24 protein-coding genes are annotated in these 22,544 nt (G+C 71.3%); 13 read left to right on the plus strand and 11 right to left on the minus strand.

Features of this window, described 5'->3' with window-relative positions:
- The first annotated feature begins 15 nt into the window (after positions 1–15).
- The 3 genes from OG758_RS41265 (at position 16) to OG758_RS41275 (ending at position 2,474) form a co-directional block, all read left to right on the plus strand.
- Entirely contained in the window at positions 16–918 is a 903-nt protein-coding gene (locus OG758_RS41265) for a polysaccharide deacetylase family protein (protein WP_326714558.1), read from the plus strand.
- An 89-nt stretch (positions 919–1,007) separates the two neighbouring features.
- Positions 1,008–1,697 (plus strand): alpha/beta fold hydrolase, encoded by a 690-nt coding sequence (locus tag OG758_RS41270; protein WP_326714559.1) that lies wholly within the window; start codon positions 1,008–1,010, stop codon positions 1,695–1,697.
- Between the two features lie 132 nt (positions 1,698–1,829).
- Positions 1,830–2,474, plus strand: coding sequence for a GOLPH3/VPS74 family protein (locus tag OG758_RS41275; RefSeq protein WP_326714560.1), 645 nt, complete (start codon positions 1,830–1,832; stop codon positions 2,472–2,474).
- Positions 2,475–2,518: 44 nt separating this feature from the next.
- Here the strand turns inward: OG758_RS41275 and OG758_RS41280 are convergent, their stop codons facing one another.
- On the minus strand, positions 2,519–3,316 hold the full coding sequence (locus OG758_RS41280; protein ID WP_326714561.1) for a GntR family transcriptional regulator: 798 nt from the start codon (positions 3,314–3,316) through the stop codon (positions 2,519–2,521).
- Between the two features lie 137 nt (positions 3,317–3,453).
- Here OG758_RS41280 and OG758_RS41285 point away from each other — a divergent pair, with 137 nt between their 5' ends.
- From OG758_RS41285 to OG758_RS41295, 3 genes are all read left to right on the plus strand, one after another.
- A complete protein-coding gene (locus OG758_RS41285; RefSeq protein WP_326714562.1) occupies positions 3,454–4,881 on the plus strand; it encodes an MFS transporter in 1,428 nt (475 codons plus the stop codon).
- Positions 4,882–4,931: 50 nt separating this feature from the next.
- Entirely contained in the window at positions 4,932–5,891 is a 960-nt protein-coding gene (locus OG758_RS41290; RefSeq protein ID WP_326714563.1) for a nucleoside hydrolase, read from the plus strand.
- Positions 5,892–5,964: 73 nt separating this feature from the next.
- Entirely contained in the window at positions 5,965–6,162 is a 198-nt protein-coding gene (locus OG758_RS41295) for a hypothetical protein (protein WP_326714564.1), read from the plus strand.
- Here the strand turns inward: OG758_RS41295 and OG758_RS41300 are convergent.
- Positions 6,150–7,226 carry an NAD(P)/FAD-dependent oxidoreductase gene (locus tag OG758_RS41300; RefSeq protein WP_382747067.1) on the minus strand — a complete coding sequence of 359 codons (1,077 nt, stop codon included), beginning with the start codon at positions 7,224–7,226 and terminating at the stop codon, positions 6,150–6,152. The genes OG758_RS41295 and OG758_RS41300 overlap by 13 nt on opposite strands.
- Before the next feature lie 141 nt (positions 7,227–7,367).
- On the opposite strand from OG758_RS41300, the gene OG758_RS41305 reads away from it, so the two are divergent.
- The gene (locus OG758_RS41305) at positions 7,368–7,961 is read left to right on the plus strand and encodes a helix-turn-helix domain-containing protein (protein ID WP_326714565.1); all 594 of its coding nucleotides are present in this window, start codon (positions 7,368–7,370) and stop codon (positions 7,959–7,961) included.
- A gap of 4 nt (positions 7,962–7,965) precedes the next feature.
- Here OG758_RS41305 and OG758_RS41310 read toward each other — a convergent pair whose 3' ends face one another.
- Complete coding sequence (locus OG758_RS41310) at positions 7,966–8,499, minus strand: GNAT family N-acetyltransferase (RefSeq protein ID WP_326714566.1); 534 nt, start codon at positions 8,497–8,499, stop codon at positions 7,966–7,968.
- A gap of 188 nt (positions 8,500–8,687) precedes the next feature.
- Between OG758_RS41310 and OG758_RS41315 the strand changes: the two genes are divergently transcribed.
- Together OG758_RS41315 and hemC are read left to right on the plus strand one after the other, a co-directional pair.
- Entirely contained in the window at positions 8,688–9,443 is a 756-nt protein-coding gene (locus OG758_RS41315; protein WP_326714567.1) for a hypothetical protein, read from the plus strand.
- A 45-nt stretch (positions 9,444–9,488) separates the two neighbouring features.
- Positions 9,489–10,424 (plus strand): hydroxymethylbilane synthase, encoded by a 936-nt coding sequence (gene hemC / locus OG758_RS41320; RefSeq protein ID WP_326714568.1) that lies wholly within the window; start codon positions 9,489–9,491, stop codon positions 10,422–10,424.
- A gap of 121 nt (positions 10,425–10,545) precedes the next feature.
- On the opposite strand, the gene OG758_RS41325 is transcribed toward hemC, so the two are convergent.
- On the minus strand, positions 10,546–11,697 hold the full coding sequence (locus OG758_RS41325) for a serine hydrolase domain-containing protein (protein WP_326714569.1): 1,152 nt from the start codon (positions 11,695–11,697) through the stop codon (positions 10,546–10,548).
- Positions 11,698–11,805: 108 nt separating this feature from the next.
- Here OG758_RS41325 and OG758_RS41330 point away from each other — a divergent pair, with 108 nt between their 5' ends.
- Together OG758_RS41330 and OG758_RS41335 are read left to right on the plus strand one after the other, a co-directional pair.
- Positions 11,806–13,005, plus strand: coding sequence for an MFS transporter (locus OG758_RS41330; protein WP_326714570.1), 1,200 nt, complete (start codon positions 11,806–11,808; stop codon positions 13,003–13,005).
- A gap of 137 nt (positions 13,006–13,142) precedes the next feature.
- On the plus strand, positions 13,143–13,931 hold the full coding sequence (locus tag OG758_RS41335; RefSeq protein ID WP_326714571.1) for a hypothetical protein: 789 nt from the start codon (positions 13,143–13,145) through the stop codon (positions 13,929–13,931).
- A gap of 23 nt (positions 13,932–13,954) precedes the next feature.
- On the opposite strand, the gene OG758_RS41340 is transcribed toward OG758_RS41335, so the two are convergent.
- The 5 genes from OG758_RS41340 to OG758_RS41360 all read right to left on the minus strand — a co-directional run bounded on the left by OG758_RS41340 (position 13,955) and on the right by OG758_RS41360 (position 19,721).
- Positions 13,955–14,431 carry a (2Fe-2S)-binding protein gene (locus tag OG758_RS41340; protein ID WP_266568436.1) on the minus strand — a complete coding sequence of 159 codons (477 nt, stop codon included), beginning with the start codon at positions 14,429–14,431 and terminating at the stop codon, positions 13,955–13,957.
- 11 nt (positions 14,432–14,442) lie between these two features.
- Complete coding sequence (locus OG758_RS41345) at positions 14,443–16,800, minus strand: molybdopterin cofactor-binding domain-containing protein (protein ID WP_326714572.1); 2,358 nt, start codon at positions 16,798–16,800, stop codon at positions 14,443–14,445.
- A gap of 190 nt (positions 16,801–16,990) precedes the next feature.
- Complete coding sequence (locus OG758_RS41350) at positions 16,991–18,304, minus strand: aldehyde dehydrogenase family protein (RefSeq protein WP_326714573.1); 1,314 nt, start codon at positions 18,302–18,304, stop codon at positions 16,991–16,993.
- Positions 18,305–18,450: 146 nt separating this feature from the next.
- Positions 18,451–19,023, minus strand: a complete 573-nt coding sequence (locus OG758_RS41355) for a TetR/AcrR family transcriptional regulator (RefSeq protein ID WP_326714574.1) — start codon at positions 19,021–19,023, stop codon at positions 18,451–18,453.
- Positions 19,024–19,025: 2 nt separating this feature from the next.
- Entirely contained in the window at positions 19,026–19,721 is a 696-nt protein-coding gene (locus OG758_RS41360) for a type 1 glutamine amidotransferase domain-containing protein (RefSeq protein ID WP_326714575.1), read from the minus strand.
- A gap of 149 nt (positions 19,722–19,870) precedes the next feature.
- Here OG758_RS41360 and OG758_RS41365 point away from each other — a divergent pair, with 149 nt between their 5' ends.
- Positions 19,871–20,830 carry a LysR family transcriptional regulator gene (locus OG758_RS41365; RefSeq protein WP_326714576.1) on the plus strand — a complete coding sequence of 320 codons (960 nt, stop codon included), beginning with the start codon at positions 19,871–19,873 and terminating at the stop codon, positions 20,828–20,830.
- A 30-nt stretch (positions 20,831–20,860) separates the two neighbouring features.
- Here the strand turns inward: OG758_RS41365 and OG758_RS41370 are convergent, their stop codons facing one another.
- Entirely contained in the window at positions 20,861–21,253 is a 393-nt protein-coding gene (locus tag OG758_RS41370) for a nuclear transport factor 2 family protein (protein WP_326714577.1), read from the minus strand.
- A gap of 71 nt (positions 21,254–21,324) precedes the next feature.
- On the opposite strand from OG758_RS41370, the gene OG758_RS41375 reads away from it, so the two are divergent.
- Positions 21,325–21,894: a PadR family transcriptional regulator gene (locus tag OG758_RS41375; RefSeq protein WP_326714578.1), complete on the plus strand. Its 570-nt coding sequence runs from the start codon at positions 21,325–21,327 to the stop codon at positions 21,892–21,894.
- Positions 21,895–21,916: 22 nt separating this feature from the next.
- Here the strand turns inward: OG758_RS41375 and OG758_RS41380 are convergent, their stop codons facing one another.
- On the minus strand, positions 21,917–22,516 hold the full coding sequence (locus OG758_RS41380; RefSeq protein WP_326714579.1) for a uridine kinase family protein: 600 nt from the start codon (positions 22,514–22,516) through the stop codon (positions 21,917–21,919).
- Between the last annotated feature and the right edge of the window lie 28 nt (positions 22,517–22,544).

Consider the following 22,544-nt stretch of genomic DNA (forward strand, 5'->3'; position numbering starts at 1 on the left):
CTAGGAGCCGCCCCCATGAAGGACATCAAGATCGCCCTCGGAGTCGACGTCGACGCCGTCGCCGGCTGGCTCGGCAGTTACGGCGGCGAGGACTCCCCGAACGACATCCAGCGCGGCGTCTTCGCCGGCGAGATCGGCACCCCGCGCCTGCTCAAGCTGTTCGAGCGCCACGGCATCCGCACGTCGTGGTTCATCCCCGGCCACTCGATCGAGACGTTCCCCGAGCAGACCAGCATGGTCGTCGAGGCGGGCCACGAGATCGGCGCGCACGGCTACAGCCACGAGAACCCCATCGCGATGTCCCCCCAGCAGGAGGAGGACGTCCTCGCGAAGTCCGTCGAACTGATCGAGCAGTTCACCGGCCGCAGGCCCAAGGGCTACGTCGCCCCCTGGTGGGAGATGTCCGAGTCCACCGCCGCACTGCTCCACAAGTACGGCTTCTCCTACGACCACTCCCAGAACTACCGGGACTTCACCCCCTTCTACGCCCGCGTGGGCGACTCCTGGACGAAGATCGACTACTCCGGTCAGGCGAAGGACTGGATGAAGCCCCTCATCCACGGTCACGAGGTCGACCTCGTCGAGTTCTGCGGCAACTGGTACGTGGACGACCTCCCGCCCATGATGTTCAACAAGCACTCCCACAACAGCCACGGCTATGTGTCCCCGCGCGCGCTCGAACAGGACTGGAAGGACCAGTTCGACTGGGTCCACCGCGAGCTCGACTACGCGGTCGTCCCGGTGACCCTGCACCCGGACGTCTCGGGCCGCCCCCAGGTGCTGCTGATGCTGGAACGCTTCATCGACTACGTCTCGGCCCACGAGGGAGTCTCCTTCTGCACCCTGGAGGACGCGGCCGACGACTTCCGCCGCCGCTTCCCGTTCGAGTCCAAGGAGAGGCCTGTCGACATGCGGTGAGTTCCGCGGGGAACGACAGTCAGAGAGAGGACGGTCGTTACGGCGACGGTCACACAGACGACGGACGGTCCCATCGTGGAGGGTGCGCCATGACCACGTACGTGTTGATCCCCGGAGCCGGCGGCTCGGCCTGGTACTGGCACGGGGTCAGTGACGAACTGAGCCGCCGGGGGCGGGACGTCGTCTCCGTGGACCTCCCCGGGGACGATCCCCGGGCGGGTCTTCCGGAGTACGTGGACACAGTCGTCGACGCGGTCGGTGACCGGACCGACCTGGTGGTCGTGGGGCAGTCCCTCGGCGGGTTCACCGCGCCGCTGGTCTGCCCGCGCCTGCCCGTGTCGCTCCTCGTACTGGTCAACGGGATGATCCCGCGGCCCGGCGAGACACCGGGGGAGTGGTGGGCCAACACCGGCCAGGAGGCGGCCCGCCGCGCGAACGACGCGCGCGAGGGCCGCGACCCCGACGCGGAGACCGACCTGGCGACGTACTTCCTGCACGATCTGTCGCAGGCACAGATCGACGCGTCGGCGGAGCACAACCAGGACGAGTCCGAGGCGGCCTTCGCCACACCGTTCACCCTCGACGTGTGGCCGGCGGTGGAGACCCGGGTGGTGGCCGGCCGCGACGACCGCTTCTTCCCCGCCGACTTCCAGCGCCGGGTGGCGGAGGACCGGCTCGGCATGATTCCGGACGAGGTACCGGGCGGGCATCTGGCGGCGCTGAGCCACCCGATGGAGCTAGTCGACCGGCTGGAGGCCTACGTCAAGGAGAGCGCCTGACGTCCGCCGGTGACCCCGGTGGCGTGACTCATCCGTCAGGACGAGCGCCGGGCCCACTCATCCGTTGTGCCCAGCGCCGTTCCACCCGCTGGGGGGATCACTTCCGGTCGTGATCGTCGTAGCGTCGATGTCATGACGCAGACCCTGTACGGCCGGATCTACCTCACGGCCTACGACACCCCCGCCCACGACCTCTACGACCGTACGAGGACCGGGTTCCTGCTGCGGGCCGCCGTCCTGGCCGAGCTGGCGATCCGGGGGAACCTCGTCGCCTCCCACGGCGACGTGTCCGTCGCGAGGCCGGGACCGACCGGGGACCCGGTCCTCGACCTGACGCTCGACCATGTCGCGCGCGACCGGCGCGGCTGGAAGTCCTGGATCAGGCACGACCGCAAGGAGACGCTGCTCGCGGTCGAGGACCGGCTCGTCGCCCAGGGGGTGCTGGCCGTCGAGGAGAAGCGGTCCTTCGGCCGGTCCCGGCGCGAGGTGACGGTGAGGGACGCGTCCGCCGTCACCTCGCTCCAGGCAACGGCGGCCGGGCTCCTGCACGGCACCGAGCCTGCCGCGCTGATCGCGCCCGCCGACGCCGCACTGGTGGCCCTGGCCGCCGTCGGCGGCATCCGGTCGGTCGTCTCCCGCGCGGACGCCCACGCCCGCAAGGAACGCATCGAGGAACTGACGGGACGTCTCGACGCCGTGGCGCCGGGTCTGGGCAAGGCGGTCGGCGGCCTCGGTATGACGATGGTGGCCGCGCAGGGCGGGCTGGGCGGCGGCTGACCCGTCACGCCGGGCGGCCCGCGGAGCGGGGCCCGTCGGGCGTCCTACGACTGCGGCGGCTGGTTGATCGAGAGCCGTTCCCCGGCGCGGACGAGGTACTTCGCGAGATAGGCCACCCGGCCGCCGTGCTGGGCGGTCTGGGTGAGGATCAGCAGAGGGGCGGAGGGGGCCAGGGACAGCAGGCGTCCGCGTGTGGCCCCCGCGACGCCCGCTGTCATCGCGCACTCGCCCGGGCCGAACACGGGGCCCAGTACGTCCGTCATCACGGCGAAGAGGGTGCGGCCCTGATCATGCGGGTCCTCCCGCAGGCGCTCGGCGAGCACGGGGCTGATGTCGCGCAGGTCGCGCCCGGCGGGGATGTGTTCCTGGACGAGCGCCACCGGCTCGCCGTCGCGCGTGAGCCGGGTCTCCCAGAACCACGTGTTCGCATCGGGGTCCAGCTTGAGGCCGCCCGCAACGAAGTCCGTCGCGTGCTGGATGGTCGCCTGAAGGTTCTCCACGCCGACCGTCTGGCCCTGGGAGGCCAGCACCTCTTCGAAGGGGCGTAGCCGTTCGAGGCCCGCGCGGGGCAACTCGGGCGCCACGAAACGGCCGACACCGCGCCGCGTGTGGATGAGCCCGTCCTCCTCCAGGAGCATCAGAGCCTCCCTGACGACCGTACGGCTGACGCCGAGGCGGGTGCCGAGGTCGCTCTCCTTCGGCAGGAGCGAGCCGAGCGGGAAGACCTGCGCGCGGATGCCGGCGGCGAGGCGTGAGTAGACCGCCACACGTCGCGGCTGCCCGAGGGGAACCGTCAGCGGCTGATCGAAGAAGTCGCCGAAGTTGTCGACGGTCGCGACCACTGCACCTCACTAGGCCGTGCTGGCTGGATGGGGGACCAGCGTAGCCCCAGAAACACGGCTCTGGACGCATGTCGGACCGAGAGGTATAACATCACACATCAGCCGGGCGGCGACGCTACGAAATCAAGGTGTCCAACATGGTTACTCACGGTGTGCAGAACAGAGAGAGCGCCGACCCCTCGGCCGCGCCCGACGCGCCGCCCCTGCGCGGCGCGCAGGTCGTGGGCCTGGTCGCCACACTGCTGCTTGGCGTGATCTCGTTCCAGCTCAACGCGAGCATGGTCACGCCCGCGCTGCCCGACATGGCCGAGCGGCTCGGCGGCAGCGTGGACGACATAGCCCAGGTGTCCTCGCTGTTCTTCCTGGCCGGTGCCATCGGCGGCGTCGTCCTCAGCCGCGTCAGCGACTTCGTGGGACGGCGCAAGGTCCTCGTCGCGGTGCTCACCGTCACGGCCGTCGGCACCCTGATCTGCTTCCTGGCGCCCAACCTGCCGGTCCTGCTCATCGGCCGGGTCCTCCAGGGCGCGTCGAGCGCCGTCTTCCAGATCGCGTACGTGATCCTCAACGAACGCCTGAGCGCGAAGGTCTTCGGCACCGCGCTCGGAGTCCTCACCGCCATCAACGGCGGCGTCGGCGGAGTCGACGGATTCTTCGGCGGCGCGCTCTGCGACCGCTACGGGTTCCGCGCCATCTTCGCCGTCATCCTCGTCGTGGGTGTCCTCGCGACCGTGTGCGTCGCGCTGTTCATTCCCAAGGACCGGCCGTCGGTCACCGCGGGCCGCATGGACTGGTGGGGCGCGGGCGCACTGTCCGTCGCGCTGTACTGCGTCACGTACTTCGTCTCGCACGGCTCGTCCGACGGATGGACGAGCCCGGACTCTCTCGGCTACCTCGCCGGAACCCTCGTCTCCGCCCTCGTGTTCGGCCTCGTCGAGCGCGGGCGAGCCACCCCGCTGGTCTCCCTGGCCCACCTCAGGTCCCGCCGCATGTGGCCCCTCGTCACGACTACGGTGCTCGTTCTGTCCGGCGTCTTCGCCGTCATCAACTTCACCGTCGTCATCATCAGCCAGAACCCCGACACCGGCTTCGGCCTCTCCGCGACCGACTCCGCGCTGCTGTTCCTCACCCCGGCCGCGCTCATCGGCCTCGGGGCCGCGCCGATGGCCGGGTGGCTCGCGGGCAAGCGGGGCTGGCTCACCACGCTGCGCGTCGGCCTCGTCCTCAGCATCGTGGCCCTCTGCGTCGTCGCGGCCTTCCCGCTCGACAAATGGCTCGTCCTCGCGGCGGTCGCGTTCCTCGGCATCACGTACAACGGCCTGGTCCTCACGACGCTCAACGGGCTCGGTGTCCTCCTCTCGCCGAAGGACGCGCCCGCGGCGCTCCCGGGTCTGAACGGTGCCGCGTTCGGTATCGGGGCCGGCCTCGGCATCGGCATCGTCGCCCCGTACGCGGCCCGCGCCACGGCCGGCGGCTATGCCACCGCCCTGTGGATCTCGGTCGCCATCACCGTGCTCGCCCTCGGGGCCAGCCTGTTCATCGCGGCGCCCCGCACCGACCACGCCTGACCGCATCACCCCGCCCGACCCCCCACGTACACAAGGATGTCGAGAACCCCATGAACAACGCACCGCAGCCGCTCTACTTCGACTGCGACACCGGCATCGACGACTCGATGGCCCTGGCCTATCTCCTGGCCTCGCCCGAGATCTCCCTCGTCGGCATCGGCACGGTCAGCGGCAACGTCGACTCGACGCAGGCTGCCCGCAACACCCTCGCGCTCCTCGAACTGGCGGGACGGCCCGAGATACCCGTCGCCGTCGGCGAACACGACCCGCTCGCCGGCACCTTCCCCGGCGGCGTCCCCCACATCCACGGCGTGAACGGCATCGGCGACATCGAGGTGGCCGACGCCCAGGCCGCCCCCGAGGCCGAGAGTGGCCCCGAGATGATCGTCCGCCTCGCCCGCGCCCACGGCGGCCGCCTGCGGCTCCTGACCACCGGCCCCCTCACCAACATCGCGGCCGCCCTCGCGCTCGACCCCGAACTCCCTTCCCTGGTCCAGGACATCACGGTCATGGGCGGCGCCGGACTCGTCTCCGGGAACGTCACTCCCGTCGCCGAGGCGAACATCCACAACGACCCCGAAGCGGCCAGAGCCGTCCTCGACGCCCCGTGGGACATCACCCTCGTCCCTCTCGACGTGACCCTCTCGCACACCCTCGAGGAGTCGCACCGCAAGCAGCTCCTGGAGTCGGAACGTCCCCTGGCACGCGCACTCGGCGAGATGCTCGACGTCTACTTCGCCTTCTACGTCCAGACGTTCGGCCGCCCGTGCTGCGCCGCGCACGACCCGCTGGCCGCCGCCGTCGCCACCGGCGGAGTCGCGGCGAGCCTCGCCCCCCGCGTGCACGTGACGGTGGACGACACCGACGGCCCCGGCCGCGGCCAGACCATCTGCGACCTGCGCGGCGCCCACCAAGGCTTCCCGGACCAGCCCGGCGCCCGCTGCCGCGTCGTCCTCGCCACGGACACCGACGTGGCGGCCCATCTGACCGAGCGCATGCTCGCCCTCTGACCGCAACGGGGTACGTCATGCTGATCAACCTGCACACGCACCTGGTCGCGTCGTGCTCGGGGACGACAACCCCATGCAGACCCGCTCGCTCCTGAGCGACGAGTACCGACTCCTGGCCCGCGACCTCGGCTTCGACGCACGCGTGCTCAAGGCCCTCGACCGGGCCGCCGTCGAGGCCGGGTTCATGGACGACGGGACGCGCGCCGCACTACGCCGGGGGGCGGCTCAAGGCGTGTGGCCCGAGGAGGCCTTCCGGCGTCACAGGCCGTGACGCCGGGTGCCGAGAACCCGCTCGGACACCCGGCGTTCGGCCTCCGGGGAGAAGTCGGACAGGCCGGAGGCATCTGGCACGTCGGAGAAGTCGGCGCGCCGCGCTTCGACGGCGGCCCGGGTCTCCTGCGCCATCAGGTCCGCGTTGATGGCAGCGGCCGCACGCAGTCCCGCGGCGGCCGAGCCGATGACCTGCTCGGTGAGCTCGGTGACGTTGCCCGCCGCCCACACGCCCGGTACAGCAGTGCGACCGGTGGGGTCGGCGGGGATGCGCGTGCCGATCACCATGCCGTTCATCTCCTGCGCGGACGCTTCGAGCCCCAAGGAGCCGAGGAAGCCGGCGCGCGCGGTGAACCGGGGCGCGACCACCAGCGCCTGGACCGGCACGAGCGTCCCACGCTCCAGGCGCGCCCCGGCCAGCCGGCCGTTCTCGCTCTCCAGCGCGCTCACCGTGCCGTCGACCACGCTGATGCCGCGGGCGGCGAGCTGCTCGTACTCCTCGTCGCCGGGCTCGGGCGCCGTGTGCAGGAAGAGGGTGACGCTCTTGGTCCACTGCCGCCACATCAGGGCCTGGTGCACCGCGGCCGGTCCCGTCCCGAGGACGCCGACCGTCTGGTCGCGGACCTCCCAGCCGTGGCAGTACGGGCAGTGCAGGACGTCCGAGCCCCACAGTGCGGCAAGGCCGGGCACGTCCGGCAGCTCGTCCACCAGGCCCGTCGTGAGCAGGAGGCGGGCGGCCCGCACCGCGCCGCCGTCGTCGAGCACGATCCGGAATCCGTCGCCGTCGCGCTCGGCCGTGGCGACGCGGCCCGCCACGATCTCCCCGCCGTACCGGCGCACCTCCCCGCGGCCGGTGGCCAGTAGCTCGCCGGGGGGTGTGCCCTCGCGGCCCAGGTAGTTGTGCACGCCGTCGGCTGGGGCGTTGCGCGGCTCGCCCGCGTCGATCACGAGGACCGAGCGGCGCGCCCGCCCCAGGGCCAGGGCCCCGCTCAGCCCGGCGGCTCCACCGCCGATCACCACGACGTCGTAGCGCTGCTCGTCCTGCGAAGGGTGAACGCTCATCATCGGCTCCCTCTGCTGCCTCGTCTGCCGGCTGGCCTGCTCGCTCAGGTGATTACTCATGGGGATTGCCTCCATTCGCCACCGAGACTGCGCCGGCCCTGTCCCGATTGACAAAGTTCTTTGCCGTAAGAGCAAAATCGAGGCATGAGCGACGACGAGTTCACCCCGGTCCTGGCCGGCGTGGGGCCGCGGCTGCGCGCCCTGCGGCACGAGCGCGGGACGACCCTGGCCCAGCTGAGCGAGGAGACCGGGATCTCGCTGAGCACCCTCTCGCGCCTGGAGTCCGGGCAGCGCAAGCCCACGCTGGAACTGCTGCTGCCGCTGGCCAAGGCCCACCACGTGGCGCTCGACGAGCTGGTCGGCGCCCCCGACACGGGCGACCCCCGGATCCACCCGCGCCCCATCACCCGCCACGGCCACACCTTCATCCCGCTGACCCGGCACCTCGGCGGCCTGCACGCCTACAAACAGATCATGCCGGTGCGCGAACTCGGCGAGGGCGTGCGGCCCGAACAGAAGACGCACGAGGGCTACGAGTGGCTCTACGTGCTCACCGGCCGCCTGCACCTGGCCCTCGGCGAGCACGACCTCGTCCTGACGGCCGGCGAGGCCGCCGAATTCGACACGCGCACCCCGCACGGCTTCGCCAACGCCGGTCCGTACCCCGTCGAGTTCCTCTCCCTGTTCGGCCCCCAGGGCGAACGGCTCCACGTGCGGGCACGGCCGAGCGAGGGATGAGTTCCTACGCGGGCTTCGCGTCGTCGGCGCCGAACCGGGCGTAGTGCACCAACACCGGGCGCAGACCGCGGCGTTCGTAGAGGCGCTGCGCCCCGGCGTTCGCGGCCAGTGTGCCGATGAGCAGGTCGGCGACGCCCATGCGGTCCAGTTCGGCGTCGACCAGGTCGAGCAGGAGCGTGCCGATGCCATGGCCGCGCTCGGCCGGAAGGACGGACAGCGTCTGGAGCTCCGCGATGCGGTTGCCGGTCACCCAGGTGTCGTCGGGACCTGCCTCGATCTGTACGAAGGCGTAGCCGACGGGCTGTCCGTCCCGTTCGGCGAGCAGGACGAACGAGCCCTCGTCGACGATCCAGCGCCGGTAGCAGTCGCGACGCAGCTCCCAGGAGCTGCCGTCGGGGAAGTAGGTGAACCCGGGCTGCACGGACTGGTGATGGGAGTGCAGCGCGAGCCACAGGGGCGCGAGGCGGTCGATGAACTCGGCCCCTCCCTTGCGGACCGTCATGTCGCCGTCGGTGTGCCGGGCCTGGCTCGTGTCCACGGACTTCTCGCCTCTCGTATGCCGGTGCGGGGTGTGCGGGCCCGCCCCTTCGATGTGAGCGGTTACCACCCGTCAAATCGCCGCCGCCATAGTAAAAGACAGAAACATTCCGAGTCCTCTTGCGAGTGGATAGCAAACGCTTACATGCTGTCGCGCAGCCCGCACACCACCGAGTCCGAGGAGAGACGATGAAGCCGCTACGTCTGGCCACAGCAGCCGGAGCCGCCGTACTGCTCACATTGGGTGCGGCGGGCGAGAGCTGGGCCTCGACGCCCACCGTCCGCTGGACGACGGGCGCACCGACGCCCGTCACCGAACTGACCCTGCCGATGTCGTTCGAGTCGGCACCCGACGCGTCCGGCATCTACTTCGCGTACTACACCACCCTGGAGAGCGGGACCCGGCCGTACGCGGGCTTCCAGCCCAAGCCGGCCGTCAACGGAAAGCCCACTCTCCAGGCCATCTTCAGCTCCTTCAACGCCAACGCCACCACCACGGACAGCCACTGCACGTACGGCGCCGACGGCGGCGCGGGCGTCAGCTGCGCCGTCCAATTCCCCTACACGAAGGGCACGATGTACGCCGTCGAGCTCTCGCGGGTGAGCGACGACGGTACGACACAGCTGATGAACGGTGAGGTCGTCAACACCGAGACCGGCGCCGATGTCGCGCACATCGGCAGCTTCAGGCTCCCCGTGGCGTCCGGCCGGTTCAAGGCCGCCGACCAGGGGTTCATCGAGCCGTATCTGACGGCGGGCTGCTCGCAGCAGGTCACCGTCACCTACGGCAAGCCCGTAGGGACGGAGGCAGGCAACACATACACGGGAAGCCTCCCGACCGTCACCGACCCCGCGTCCGGCAGCTGCCTGAGCAGCACGTCGACCGACACAGCGGCCGGGCGCCAGGTCACGGTGACGGGTGACAACTTCACGCCCACCGGCTGAACACGTCACGCGGGCGGGGCAGACATGACCCCCTATCCTGGGGCCATGTCCGCCCCTGAACTGATCCGTATCGTCTCCCGCGACTCGCCCATGGCGCTGGCCCAGGTGGAGCGCGTACGCGCCGAACTGGCCGCCCTGCACCCGGAGATCCGCACGACGGTCGTCCCCGTCAAGACGACCGGCGACAAGTGGATGGGCGACCTGTCCCTGGTCGAGGGGAAGGGGGCGTTCACCAAAGAGGTCGACGCCGCGCTGCTCGCCGGTGAGGCCGACCTCGCGGTGCACTGCGTCAAGGACGTGCCCGCCGACCGCCCCCTGCCCGCCGGAACGGTGTTCGCCGCGTTCCTCAAGCGGGACGACATCAGGGACGCCCTCATCCACCCGGACGGCCTGACGCTCGATCAACTCCCGCCCGGCACGCGGATCGGCACCTCGTCCGTGCGCCGCATCGCCCAGCTCGCCGCCGCGTACCCGCACCTCGAGTGCGTGCCGATGCGCGGCAACGCGAACCGGCGCCTGGAGAAGCTCGCGGCGGGCGACGCCGACGCGCTCCTCCTTGCCGCCGCCGGCCTCGAACGCATCGGCCGTACGGATGTGATCACGGAGATCCTGTCGGCCGAGGTCATGTGCCCGCCGATCGGCGCCGGGATCCTGGCTCTGCAGTGCCGTGAGGGCGACACCGATCTGATCGACACGATCTCGGCGCTCGGTGACCCCGACGCCCACCGCGAGGCGAGCGCGGAACGCATGTTCCTCCACGTACTCCAGGGGCACTGCAACAGCCCCATCGCAGGGTTCGCCAGGGCGGAGCGCAGCGGTGATCTGTCTCTGCGGGCCTGCGTGTTCACCCCCGACGGCAAGACCGTCCTCAACGCGCACGAGTGGGCCGGCCCTCTCGACCCCGCCACCCTCGGCACGTCGGTCGCCGTGGCCCTGCTGCGCCAGGGAGCGCGTGAGCTGATCGACTCGATCGCGCACTGAACACCCGGCCCGTCACTGCCCGGCGAGCCACTCGCCGCACCACGCGAGGGTGCGGTCGAGGGTCTCGCCGAGCGGTGCGGGACGCGTGTCGAAGGTCGTCCCGAAGGCGGGCGCCTGACGGTCAGGCGGTCTCGGCGGCCGCGTACCGCCAGAAGTCGCGCATCAGCGCGGGCGGGGTCGGGCCGGTCATTTCCACCTGTGTGAGCAGGATGCCGACCGCGCCCGTGGACGGGACGAGGTGCGCCGCGGTGCCGGTGCCGCCGACCCAGCCGTAGCGGCCCATGACGTTCCACGGATCGACGGGTGCCACGTCGACCGAGCCGCCGAAGCCCCAGCCCTGGCCCTCCGTGAACAGGCCGCTGGCCTCGCGCTGGGCAGCCGTCAGTTGATCCGTCGTCATCTGCCGTACCGCGTCGGACGACAGGAGCCGCCGGCCGCCCGCGACCCCCTCCGCGAGCAGCATCCTGGCGAAGGCGTACCAGTCGTCGGCGGTCGAGACGAGCCCGCCCGCGCCGGACGGGAACGCGGGCAGGCTGCTCCACTGTCCGTCCGGCGCGTCCGCCGGTTGGAGGCCGCCCTCCTTGCGCGGGCGGTAGGACGTGGTGAACCGGTCGAGCTTGCCGGCAGGTACCTCGAATCCGGTGTCGGTCATCCCGAGCGGCTCGAAGACGCGCTCGGCGAGGAAGTCCGGCAGCGCGCTCCCCGACACCCGGGAGATCAGCACCCCCTGGATGTCGGAACACGTGTTGTACAGCCATGCCTCACCCGGCTGGTTGAGCAGCGGGATACGGGCCAGATGTGCCATCCACTCGTCGGGCGGCGCGACGAGCTGGGGGGAGAGGCCGTTCTTCTGGAGCCCGAACAGCGCCTGGACCGCCGGCAGCGAGAAGTCGGACGGGAAGCCCCACCCCGCGCGGAACGTCAGCAGATCGGCCACCGTGATCGGCCGGGCCGCGGGGACCACGTCGTCGACGGGAGCGTCCGGCGTGCGGACCACGACCGGTTTCGCGATCTCGGGAAGCCACAGGTCGACCGGGTCGTCCAGCGCGATCCGCCCCTCGTCGACCAGCATCATCACCGCGGCGGCCGTGATGGGCTTGGTGATCGAGGCGATCCGGAAGATCGAGTCCCGGGCCATCGGGGAGCCGCCACCGAGGGCGGCCGAGCCGGCGGTCTCCACCTCGACCCGGTCACCACGAGCCACCAGCGCCACCGCCCCCGGCAGCGAGCCGTCACGGACGTGCGGCGCGAAAATGTCCTGCAAGCTGGTCATCGATCCACCTTCTTGAGTGTGGTGTCGAAGGGGAGACTCCCCACGCGGCGCGGAATCATCGGGCGGGGCGCCGCCGACGCACCCGAAAGACGGCGGGGAGGAGGCCGGATGACCCAAGAGGCGACAGCGATGAGGCCCTGGCGGTTCGTGGTCTGGTTCGGCGTGGTCAGCCTCCTCGCCGACTTCGTCTACGAGGGCGCCCGCTCGGTGACCGGCCCGCTCCTCGCCTCGCTCGGCGCATCCGCGGCCGTCGTCGGCGCGGTGACGGGAGCGGGCGAGGCGGCGGCGCTCCTGCTGCGCCTGGGCTCGGGACCGCTGGCCGACCGCAGCGGCCGGTTCTGGGGGTGGGCGATCGCCGGTTACGCGCTGACCGTCGCCAGTGTCCCCCCGCTCGGCTCGACCGGAGTGCTGTGGGCGGCCTGCGCGCTCGTCATCGCCGAACGGGTCGGCAAGGCGGTGCGTTCACCCGCGAAGGACACACTGCTCTCGCACGCGGCGGCGGCCACCGGGCTCGGCAAGGGGTTCGCGGTGCACGAGGCGCTGGATCAGGTGGGCGCGTTGCTCGGCCCGCTGACGGTGGCCGGGATGCTGGCTCTGACGGGCGACGACTACGGGCCCACGCTCGCGGTCCTGGCGGTGCCCGGTGTCGCCGTACTGGCCCTGCTCGTTCGGCTGCGGCGCCAGGTCCCCGACCCGGCGGCCTACGAACGAGCGGTCGCACCCGAGAGCGAGGAGCCGCTGTCCGGGGCCCGACTGCCGCGCGACTTCTGGGTGTACGCGTCATTCACCGCCGCGACGATGACGGGGTTCGCGACGTTCGGTGTGCTCTCCTTCCACCTCGTCGCGCGCGGGCTCGTCCCGACCGCCGCCGTCCCCCTTCTCTACGCGGCAGCCATGGCCGTCGACGCGCTGGCCGCGCTGGCGACCGGGTGGGTGTACGACCGGGTCGGGCCACGCGTGCTGATCGTCCTGCCGGTCCTCTCGGCGGCGGTGCCCGCGCTCGCGTTCACCGACTCGCTCGCGCCGGTCGTGCTCGGCGCCCTGGTGTGGGGTGCGGCGACCGGTGTGCAGGAGTCCACCCTGCGCGCGGTCGTGGCCGATCTCGTCGCGCCGGGCCGCAGGGCGACGGCCTACGGCGTCTTCGCCGCGGTCGTGGGTGTGGCCGCGTTCGCCGGAGGAGCGCTGACCGGGGTGCTCTACGACATCTCGATCCCTGTGCTGATCGCCGTGGTGGCCGGGATCCAGGCCGCGGCCGTACTCCTGCTGGCCGTCACCGGTTTCAGAAGCCATGGGGTCGGCCACAAGTGACACTCCGGCCAACGCACCTGGAATGTCCTTCAGTTGGGCCCGAACGCCGGCCGTGGACCCCCGATCCGCGACGCGCGAGGTCCCGATTCGGCCGCACGTCTCGGCGGGCGGAGGGAGTTGCGCATAGGCTTCGCGCCATGCTGCGCCTCGTCGATGCCTGTTCGGGCCTTCCTGTCGCTCCGGTGATGCACCGGAGCGTGGTGCGCATCGGCGTGCCGGTGGCCCTTCCCGAGGGCGGCGAGGCGCTTTCCGACGTACGGGCGATGCTCGTCGCCGACGTCCTGACCCGCGTACTGGAACTGTCGGGAACCATCGCGTACACGGGGTTGATCTGCCCGGACGGGGCCGACGAGCGACGCGCGGCGCTCCAGGCGCGGGCCGCCGAACTCGGCATGCACCCGGCCGCCGCCCACGGCGACGAGCGGGGCGTGGAGGGCGAGCTGGGCGGGCCGTTCGCCGTCCGTCTGAGCCGGAGCGAGGCAGCACCGGACGAGGCGCACGGGGACGTCATCCGGCTCTGTGTCGCCGACGCCCACGCCGCTGACGGTGTCGCGGCGAGTGCCGACGACCCCCTGGCCCTGCGCCTCGCCCTGATGACCGAGCCGCGCACCGAGACGCTGCGCCTCGCTCCCGCGTCGGTGTCCGTCGCCCATCACACGCTGCTGCGCTGGCGCCACGCGGTGGCCACCTGGGCGGACAGCCCTTCGCGGCCCATGCCGGGACCTGCCCGCGACAGCATTCGCGACTGCCTGGAGGACGACCTCGACCTGCCCGGGGTGCTGCGCACGCTGCACCGCCTGGAGCACTCGGGGGACGCCCCGGCCGGAGCGCTCTTCGAGACCTTCGCGTACGTGGACCGGGTACTCGGCCTGGACCTCGTACGCGACGTCGGCAGGGGACCCGCGCCGCCGCGGCCGCTGACGTAGCCGGCCGCCGGCGTTGCGGCTCCTCACATGTTCTTGGCGCCCGCCCTGATCGCCTCGCGGATGCGGGTGTACGTGCCGCAGCGGCAGATGTTGCGGATCTCGTCGAGGTCCGCGTCGGTGATGTCGCGGCCGTCCTCGGCAGCGCGCCGGACCTTGGCGACCGCCGTCATGATCTGGCCCGGCTGGCAGTACCCGCACTGCGCGACGTCGAGGTCGAGCCAGGCCTCCTGCATCGGGTGGAGGTCCTTGCCCACGGTGGCGGGCAGCCCCTCGATGGTGGTGACCTCGTCGTCGGGGGCGATCTTCGACACGGGCACCGAACACGGGTTGAACGCCTTGCCGTTGATGTGCGACGTACACGCCTGGCACACGCCGAGGCCGCAGCCGTACTTGGGTCCCGTGACGCCGAGCAGGTCGCGCAGGACCCACAGGAGCCGTACGTCGTCCTCGGCCTCGACCGTGATCTGCTCGCCGTTGAGCTTGAAGGTGTGACTGGGCATGGCGGGGCTCCTCAGAAGGCGCGGTCGAGACCGTCGGTGGGGGACTGGGGTGTGGACGGTTCGCGCGGCAGCGGGTCGAAGGAGAGGGTGGCGTGGTTGATCGGGAAGCTCGTCGGCAGCGTGCCCGTGGCACGGGCGTAGGCGCAGGCGATGGCGGCGAACGCGGGCGCGACACCCAGCTCGCCGGCCCCTGACGGCTTGTCACCGGTGGACGGCATGACGATGACGCGCAGGTCGGGCGGAGTGTTCCACTGCCGCGTGTAGAAGTACTCGTCCCAGCTGCCCTCCAGCGGGATGCCGTCCTTGATGTGCAGGCTGGAGGTGAGCGCCATGGCGAGCGCGTCGTTCATCCCGCCCATCATCTGGGCTTCAAGACCGCGGGGGTTGATGGCGAACCCGGCGTCGACGACCATCAGGGCGCGGGTCACGCGCGGTCCGGTGACACCGTCCCTGACCTTGCGGTTCACCGTCTCGGGCCGGCAGTCGATCTCGACGAGTGAGGCGACCGCGCCGCGGTACTCCGTGTGCAGGGCGATCCCCTGCGCGACACCGGCGGGCAGCGCCCTGCCCCACTCCCCGGCCTCGGCGGCCTTGTCCAGGACGGCGCGCAGGCGCTCCTCCTTGAGGAACTCGCGGCGGAACGCGACGGGATCCTTGCGCATCTTCGCGGCCAGTTGGTCGACGACGAGTTCGCGCGCACACGCCACATTGGGCGAGTAGATGTTGCGCATGCTGCCGGTGTTGAACTGCAGCGGCACCTCGTTGAGGAGCTGTGTGGTGACACCGAAGTTGTACGGCGTGGACTGGGTCAGCTGGAAGATGGTCTCGGCGAACGTGAGGTTGCCGGCCACGGGCAGCTTCGCCGCCGTCGACGTGATCATCTCTCCGAGCCCGTGCCCGAAGTCGGTCTGCGAACTCGTGTGGCGCTGCTCGTAGCTGACGACGTTGCCGAGCGCGTAGGTGGCGCGCACCCGCGAGACACACATCGGATGGGTCCTGCCCTGCCGGAAGTTGTCGGTCCGCGACCACGACAGCTTGACCGGCTTGCCCATCTTCTGCGAGATCTCGGCGGCCTCGGCGGCCACGTCGTGGAAGAGGTGCCGCCCGAACGAGCCGCCGCCCTCCACCACATGGACCGTGACGGCCGTCTGCGGCAGCCCGAGCCGGTCGGCGATGTCGCGCTGCGCCACGATGGGAACCTTGAGGCTCGCCCAGATCTCGGCGCGGTCCGAGCGCACGTCGGCTATCGCGTTGTCCGGCTCCAGCGGGCTGTTGCTGGCGAACGCGAAGCTGAACTCGGCGTCGATCTTCTTCGTGAGGAGCGGCGGCACGACCATGGGCAGCGCCGCGGCCCTGAGCTTGGCGAGGACGGTGTCGTCCGACTCCTTGTCCACGGTGCCGGGGCCCCAGGTCACTTCGAGCGCGCGCAGCGCGTCGATGCACTGGCCGAACGTCTCGCCGCGTACCGCGACACCGTGCTTGACGGTGGCGACATCGGTGATGCCCGGCATGTTCCTGACGGCGTCGGCGTTCGCGACGGAGACCACCGTGCCGTTGACCGTGGGCGGCCTGCGCACCATCGTCGGCTTGGCGTCGGGCACGTGAAGGTCCATGCCGAACTTCTTGCGTCCGGTCACGATGTCGCGTGCGTCGACACGGTTCTGCGGCGTGCCCAGGATCGTGAAGTCCGACGTGGACTTGAGGTGCGCGGAGGCGGTGACGGTCCGCGCGCTGGCGGCGGCCTCGGCGAGCGAGCCGTACGTCGCGCTCTTCGCGGCGCCGTGCGTGATCACGCCTTCCCGCGTGGTCAGTTCGGACTCCGGTACACCCCACTGCTGCGCGGCCGTGGCGACGAGCCGCTGTCTGGCGACGGCCGCCGCGGAGCGGACCGGGAGGTAGATGCTGCGCATCGAGTTGGAGCCGCCGGTCAGCTGGTTCATCAGGAGTTCCGGGCGGGCGTCGGCCAGGGAGACCCGTACCTTCGCCAGCGGGAGGTCCATCTCCTCGGCGATCATCATGGCGACCGCCGTGGTCATGCCCTGGCCCACCTCGGCGCGCGGGACCGCGAACGACGCCGTCCCGTCCGAGTGCACCTGGACGGAGATGAGACCGGACGTGGGCGCCGCCGCCAGGGTCTGCATGTCACCGAGGTCGAAGAGCTCCTCCGGCTGCGGCAGCGAAGGCACCGCGGCCTCGGCGGACTCGCCGCCTACGGCGTCCAGGCCGAGGCGCGCTCCGACGGCGAGCGTCGGAGCGGCGAGCAGATACGCGAGGACCCTGCGCCGTCCGGGACCGCCGGGACGTTCAGATTGTGCGGCTTGTTCGGCTTCTTCCACGGGGTCGCGTGGCGAACGGCTCTGTTCTGCCATGGGGGTGCCTCCCGGCGCACGGATTGAGTTGATCAACCGGGCAGCCTAGGGCTCGGGAGGCGGGCGGTGCACACGGTGCGGGCAAACTCCACATGACTGCCACACACTCGCGTATGCGAGGCAGCTGAGACGCACGGCTCGCGGCTGCGAGAGGGGCGGGCCGCCGGGACCCGCCACCGCCCGGCCGGACTCAGCCCAGCGGTACGTCGAGCCGGGCCTTGCGGTGGCTGAACGTCGCGATGGAGTGCGGGCCGTGGTAGTTGCCGAGACCGCTCTCGCCGACTCCGCCGAACGGCAGCTCGGGGACCCGGAGATGGGCCATCGGCAGCCCGAATCCGATGCCGCCGGAGGAGGTCTCGTCGGCGAGGCGGCGCCGGGTGTCCTCGCTCTCGGTGAAGCCGTAGAGGGCGAGCGGCTTGTCGCGGTCGTTGATGAACGCGATGGCCTCGTCGAGCCCGGCGACCTCGACGATGGGCAGGACGGGGCCGAAGATCTCCTCGCGCATGACCGGCTCGTCGGGCTTCACGCCGGTGAGGACGGTCGGCGCGATGTAGGTGTCGTCGCGGTCGGTCTGCCCGCCGAAGGCCGTCGTCCCGGAGCCGAGCAGGGCGGACACCCGGTCGAAGTGCCGCTCATTGACGATGCGGCCGTACGCCTCCGAGGCCTGCGGGTCGGTGCCGAACATCGCCTCGACCGCCTTGGCGAGCGCGGCGGCGAGCGCCGGGGCGGTCTCCGGGTCGGTCAGCACATAGTCGGGGGCGACACATGTCTGCCCGGCGTTACGGAACTTGGCACCCGCGAGGCGTTCGGCGACACGGTTCAGATTGACGTCGCGGTCCACGAACACCGGTGACTTTCCGCCCAGTTCGAGGGTGACCGGGGTGAGGTGCTCGGCGGCGGCCCGCATGACGATGCGGCCCACCATGCCGTTGCCGGTGTAGAAGATGTGGTCCCAGCGCTGGGCGAGCAGCTCGGTCGTCTCCGGGATGCCGCCCTCGACGACGGCTGCGGCCTCCTTGTCGAGGTACTCGGGCACCAGGCGGGCGATCAGCGCGGACGTCGCCGGGGTGACCTCGCTCGGCTTGAGGACGACGGTGTTGCCGGCGGCGAGCGCACCCACGAGCGGCACGAGCAGCAACTGCACCGGGTAGTTCCAGGGCGCGATGATGAGGACGGTGCCGAGCGGGTCGTACTGCGTTCCGGCGATCGAACCGTCGGGCAGGCCCGCGAGGGCGCCGGACGCCACGGGCCGGGGGCGAAGCCACTCGTCGAGATGGTTCAGGGTGTGGTCGATCTCCCGTACGGGGAAGTCGATTTCGGTGGCGAAGGCGTCGGCGCGCGGCTTGTGCAGATCGGCGTACAGGGCGTCCGCGATGTCACCGCGGTGCTCGGTGAACATGGCGCGCAGCCGGGTGAGCTGCTCCTTGCGCCAGGCGAGCGGCTTGGTGCGACCACTGGCGAAGGTGGCGTGGAGGCGGGCGACGAGGTCTTCGATGTCGGTCACGAGGGGTCTCCTGCGAGGGGTGCCCGGCGGGTGTCGAGCGGGGGGTCAGGGGTGGGGCAAGAGCGCGGCGGTGGCCTGCGGTCGGCACAGTGTGGCCGGTCGGGCGGGGAGCGCCGCGGATCCGGGCGGCGCCCCGCCGGACGTTGTCACCCGCGAGGTGCACTCGGTATGGGGCTGGTGAGGAGCCCTGCGAGCAGCGCGTCCGTGGCCGGGGTGAACAACTGCGGCGCGTCGGACACTGACTCCAGGCCGACCACCAGGGCGATGCAGATGTCCGCGGCCTCGGCTGGTTCCACGGAGGCGGGGGTGCCCGCCTCCGTGAACAGGCCGGTCAGCAGACGGCGCAGATCTGCGGTGAACGTGTGGCAGGTGTCGCCGAACAGCCGGGCCTTGGCGTCGAGCAGCTCGGCGGAGTGCGGCGAGTCCCCGGCCAGGCGAAGCACCAGCTCGAGCTTGGCGGCCAGGACACCTCGGACGCGCTCGGCCACAGGGGTGTCCTCGGCGGCGGCCGCCCGCCGCGCCCGCTCCAGCGCCTGCATGTGCAGACGCTCCGCGAGCCGGCGGAAGGCGTCGTCCTTGTTGCGTACGTACTGGTAGACCGCGGACCGGGACACGCCCATCGTGGAAGCGATGTCGTCCATCGTGGTGCGCCGAACGCCGTACCTGGTCAGGCAGTCGTAGGCGGCGTCGAGGACCTCGTCGAGCCGGTCGGCGCCCACCGTCAGGCCAGCTTCTTGAGGAGCTCGGCCGCCAGCGGGGCGGAGGAGGACGGGTTCTGGCCGGTCACCAGGTTGCGGTCGACGACGGTCTTGGGGGCCCACGGCTCGCCCTCCTGGAAGTCCACGCCCGCGTTGACGAGGCGGTCCTGGAGGAGCCACTTCGCCTTGTCGGCGAAGCCGGCCTGGGTCTCCTCGGTGTTGGTGAAGCCGGTCACCTTGTACCCGGCGAAGGCGTTGGTGCCGTCACCCTTGATCGCGGCGAGCATGGCGGCCGGGGCGTGGCAGACGATGCCCAGCGGCTTGCCCGTCTCCAGGGCGAGGGTGAGGAGCCTGCCCGAGTCGGCGTCGGCGGAGAGGTCCTCCATGGGGCCGTGGCCGCCGGGGTAGAACACCGCCGCGTAGTCGTCGAGGTTCACGTCCTCCAGCTTGACCGGGTGCTGGAGTTCGCCGAAGGAGGCGAGGGCTGCCGTCACCTGGTCCGCGCCCGCCTGGCCGCCGTTGAACTCGGGTGCGAGGGAGCCCTTGTCCACGGTCGGGACGACGCCGCCGGGCGTGGCCACGACGATGTCGTGGCCCGCGGCCTTGAAGGCTTCGTACGGGGCGACGGCCTCCTCGGCCCAGAAGCCGGTGGGGTGCAGGGTGCCGTCGGCCAGCGTCCAGTGGGTGGCGCCGGTGACTACGAAAAGGATCTTCGACATGGTGAGTGCTCCGAGGGTGCGGGCCCGCGGGCCCGGAGGACGGGTTCGGATCGCGGAACCTCTGACGCTTTGTGCCCAGATCGTCAGTGTGTGGCGATGGCACCGACCGTAGGGCGGGTCTCCCATAGGAATCCAATAGGGTGGCCAATATGAGAAATAGGGATTCGAATGGGTCTCCGGGCATAGGCCGGACGGCGCACACGGGCCCGCTGGACCTGAATCTGCTGCGCACCTTCCTCGCGGTGTACCGGTCGGGTTCCTTCACCGCGGCCGCGCGACTGCTCGGCCTGTCGCAGCCGACCGTCACCACACAGATCCGCGCGCTGGAGCGGCAGCTGGACCGCGAACTCTTCGAGCGGCTGCCGCGCGGCGTCGCTCCCGCCCCCTTCGCGGACGAGCTCGCGTCCCGCGTGGTCGACCCGCTCGACGCCCTCTCGGCCGTCGCCGGACAGGGCGGCCCCGGTACGGACGCCGCGGCCGAGCCCGTCCATCTGGCGGGACCGGCCGAGATGCTGTGCCACTGCGTCCTGCCGGCGCTGGCGCCCCTGATCGAGAAGGGGGTGCGGCTGCGCGTCACCACCGGGCTGACCGACCCGCTCCTGGAGGAGCTGCGCACCGGCCGGCACGACCTCGTCATCGCCACCGCGCGGCCCCGCGGCCGCCACCTGACGTCGGTGCCTCTCGCGGACGAGGAGTTCGTCCTGGTCGCCGCCCCGGCCTGGGCGGACCGAATCGGCGGCCCGAACCGGATCGCCGCTGACGGACCGGGGATGCTGCACACCGTCCCGCTCATCACGTACGCGGAGGAACTCCCGATCGTCCGCCGGTACTGGCATCACGTCTTCGGCAGGCGCCTGACCTGCAAGGCCGCCGTCACCGTGCCCGACCTGCGCGGTGTCGTGTCCGCCGTGGCGGCGGGGGCCGGATTCAGTGTGCTGCCCCGCTATCTGTGCCGCGAGCTGCTCGCCGCGGGGGCGCTCGTCCTCCTCCACGACCCGGAGGACCCGCCGTTCAACACCGGTTACGTCGTCCAGCGCCCCGGAACGCCGGACAACCCGCACATCGCCCTCGTCCGTGACCAGCTCCTGAAGGCCGGCCGGGGCTGGTAGCCCTGGCCGGCCTCCACGCCGTGGCGGCGGCTACGCGCCCGCGGCCTCCTGCCGGATGCGCTCGAACTGCGCCCCCATGGCCTCGGAGAGTGCCTCGGCGCCGGACAGGGGGCGCACCATGACGGTGAGGTCGTCGATGAGCCCGTCCTCGTCGAGGTGGATGAAGTCGCAGCCGTTGACCTCGCGGTCGCCGACGCGGGCGACGAAGACCAGGGCGTGGTCGCGGCCGTCGGCGCTGTTGATCTCCCGTACGTAGCGGAAGTCCTCGAAGACCCGTGTGACACCCCGCAGGATCGCGGCGGTGATCGCCTTGCCCGGGTACGGGTGGAAGGCGACCGGGCTGGTGAACACGACGTTCTCGGCGAGGAGCGCCTCGACGCCGTCGGGGTCGTTCGCTTCCACGGCCTTGCGGAATGCCTGCATGCGCGCGCTCCATAGTCAATTTGTTGAATAGGTGTGGCCGAGATTAATCGTGCTGGTGTTAGCGTGTCCAGATGTCTCTGAAGCACGCGGTCCTCGCGGCTCTCCTGGAGGGCGAGGCGTCGGGGTACGACCTGGCCAAGGTGTTCGACGTGGCGGTGGCCAACTTCTGGTCCGCGACCCCGCAGCAGCTCTACCGTGAACTGGAGCGCCTCGCCGGGGACGGCCTGGTCGAGGCGCGGGTCGTGCCGCAGGAACGCAGACCGAACAAGCGGATGTTCACGCTCACCGACGCGGGGCGCGCCGCCCTGGACGACTTCGCCGTCGCCCCGCCGAGGCCCACCGCCATCCGCGACGAACTCATGGTCAAGATCCAGGCGTCGGACGGCGCGGACCCGGACGCCGTGCGCGCGCTCGTCGAGGAGCGCATGGGTTGGGCGCGCGGCAAACTGGCCCGCTACGAACGCCTCCGGGAGCGGCTCCTCGACGGGCGCGACGAGGACACGTACCTGCGCGACGCCGAACGCATCGGTCCGTACCTGACGTTGATGCGCGGCCGCTCCTTCGAGGAGGAGAACCTCCGGTGGGGCGAGCGCGTCCTGGACATCCTGGCGCGGCGCACCTCACCTGCCGGCCGGTCCTGAACCCCCGTACGGACGTAGGTGTCTACCGCAGGCGCAGGTAGGTGTGTGCCGGATCGGCGGGCGCGGTGTGCGGGTTGCCGTCGACCACCACGTCGGCCCGCTCCCGTGTCCCGTCCTGGGCGAAGTGTTCGTCCTCCGCGGCCATCCATGTACGCCACAGCGGCAGCGCGTCCTCACCGTCGCGGGTGAGGCCTCTGCGCAGCCGCACCGCGCGTCCCGTCTCGACCCACACGGCGCAGGTGAGACGGTCGGCGACGGCCTGGCGTGCCGTCGACACACCTTCGAGGACGAGGGTGTGGCCGACGGGAACGTCATGCCACTCGGCGAGTTCGCGCCGTACCCAGTCGTAGCGCTGGAACCGGCCCGCCACCCCGCTCCCCAGCGGCTGGAGCACCTGTTCCTCCAGGCGGGGCCACCAGCCCAACGGGTCGTCCCACGAGGCGAAGTCGTCCGTGTGCACGATCCGCGCGCTGCCGAGTGCCCCGGCCAGGCGCTCGGCGAACGTGCTCTTGCCCGCCCCCGACGGGCCGTCCACGGCGACGAGCCTGACCGGTCCGCACCGCGGCGCCGCCGCCCGGATGCGGGACGCCAGTGCGGTGTATGTCTCAGGGGCGGGTTCCATGAGGACGCACGATAGCGGTGGTTGTGCG

Source organism: Streptomyces sp. NBC_01474 (assembly GCF_035918215.1).
GTDB lineage: Bacteria > Actinomycetota > Actinomycetes > Streptomycetales > Streptomycetaceae > Streptomyces > Streptomyces aureus.

Excerpts from the sequence above, each read along its gene's own strand:
- OG758_RS41265 (WP_326714558.1), top strand. The coding sequence starts at position 16 with ATGAAGGACATCAAGATCGCCCTCGGAGTCGACGTCGACGCCGTCGCC.
- OG758_RS41270 (WP_326714559.1), top strand. The coding sequence starts at position 1,008 with ATGACCACGTACGTGTTGATCCCCGGAGCCGGCGGCTCGGCCTGGTAC.
- OG758_RS41275 (WP_326714560.1), top strand. The coding sequence starts at position 1,830 with ATGACGCAGACCCTGTACGGCCGGATCTACCTCACGGCCTACGACACC.
- OG758_RS41285 (WP_326714562.1), top strand. The coding sequence starts at position 3,454 with ATGGTTACTCACGGTGTGCAGAACAGAGAGAGCGCCGACCCCTCGGCC.
- OG758_RS41290 (WP_326714563.1), top strand. The coding sequence starts at position 4,932 with ATGAACAACGCACCGCAGCCGCTCTACTTCGACTGCGACACCGGCATC.
- OG758_RS41295 (WP_326714564.1), top strand. The coding sequence starts at position 5,965 with ATGCAGACCCGCTCGCTCCTGAGCGACGAGTACCGACTCCTGGCCCGC.
- OG758_RS41300 (WP_382747067.1), bottom strand. The coding sequence starts at position 7,226 with ATGATGAGCGTTCACCCTTCGCAGGACGAGCAGCGCTACGACGTCGTG.
- OG758_RS41305 (WP_326714565.1), top strand. The coding sequence starts at position 7,368 with ATGAGCGACGACGAGTTCACCCCGGTCCTGGCCGGCGTGGGGCCGCGG.
- OG758_RS41315 (WP_326714567.1), top strand. The coding sequence starts at position 8,688 with ATGAAGCCGCTACGTCTGGCCACAGCAGCCGGAGCCGCCGTACTGCTC.
- hemC (WP_326714568.1), top strand. The coding sequence starts at position 9,489 with ATGTCCGCCCCTGAACTGATCCGTATCGTCTCCCGCGACTCGCCCATG.
- OG758_RS41325 (WP_326714569.1), bottom strand. The coding sequence starts at position 11,697 with ATGACCAGCTTGCAGGACATTTTCGCGCCGCACGTCCGTGACGGCTCG.
- OG758_RS41330 (WP_326714570.1), top strand. The coding sequence starts at position 11,806 with ATGACCCAAGAGGCGACAGCGATGAGGCCCTGGCGGTTCGTGGTCTGG.
- OG758_RS41335 (WP_326714571.1), top strand. The coding sequence starts at position 13,143 with ATGCTGCGCCTCGTCGATGCCTGTTCGGGCCTTCCTGTCGCTCCGGTG.
- OG758_RS41340 (WP_266568436.1), bottom strand. The coding sequence starts at position 14,431 with ATGCCCAGTCACACCTTCAAGCTCAACGGCGAGCAGATCACGGTCGAG.
- OG758_RS41345 (WP_326714572.1), bottom strand. The coding sequence starts at position 16,800 with ATGGCAGAACAGAGCCGTTCGCCACGCGACCCCGTGGAAGAAGCCGAA.
- OG758_RS41360 (WP_326714575.1), bottom strand. The coding sequence starts at position 19,721 with ATGTCGAAGATCCTTTTCGTAGTCACCGGCGCCACCCACTGGACGCTG.
- OG758_RS41365 (WP_326714576.1), top strand. The coding sequence starts at position 19,871 with ATGAGAAATAGGGATTCGAATGGGTCTCCGGGCATAGGCCGGACGGCG.
- OG758_RS41370 (WP_326714577.1), bottom strand. The coding sequence starts at position 21,253 with ATGCAGGCATTCCGCAAGGCCGTGGAAGCGAACGACCCCGACGGCGTC.
- OG758_RS41375 (WP_326714578.1), top strand. The coding sequence starts at position 21,325 with ATGTCTCTGAAGCACGCGGTCCTCGCGGCTCTCCTGGAGGGCGAGGCG.
- OG758_RS41380 (WP_326714579.1), bottom strand. The coding sequence starts at position 22,516 with ATGGAACCCGCCCCTGAGACATACACCGCACTGGCGTCCCGCATCCGG.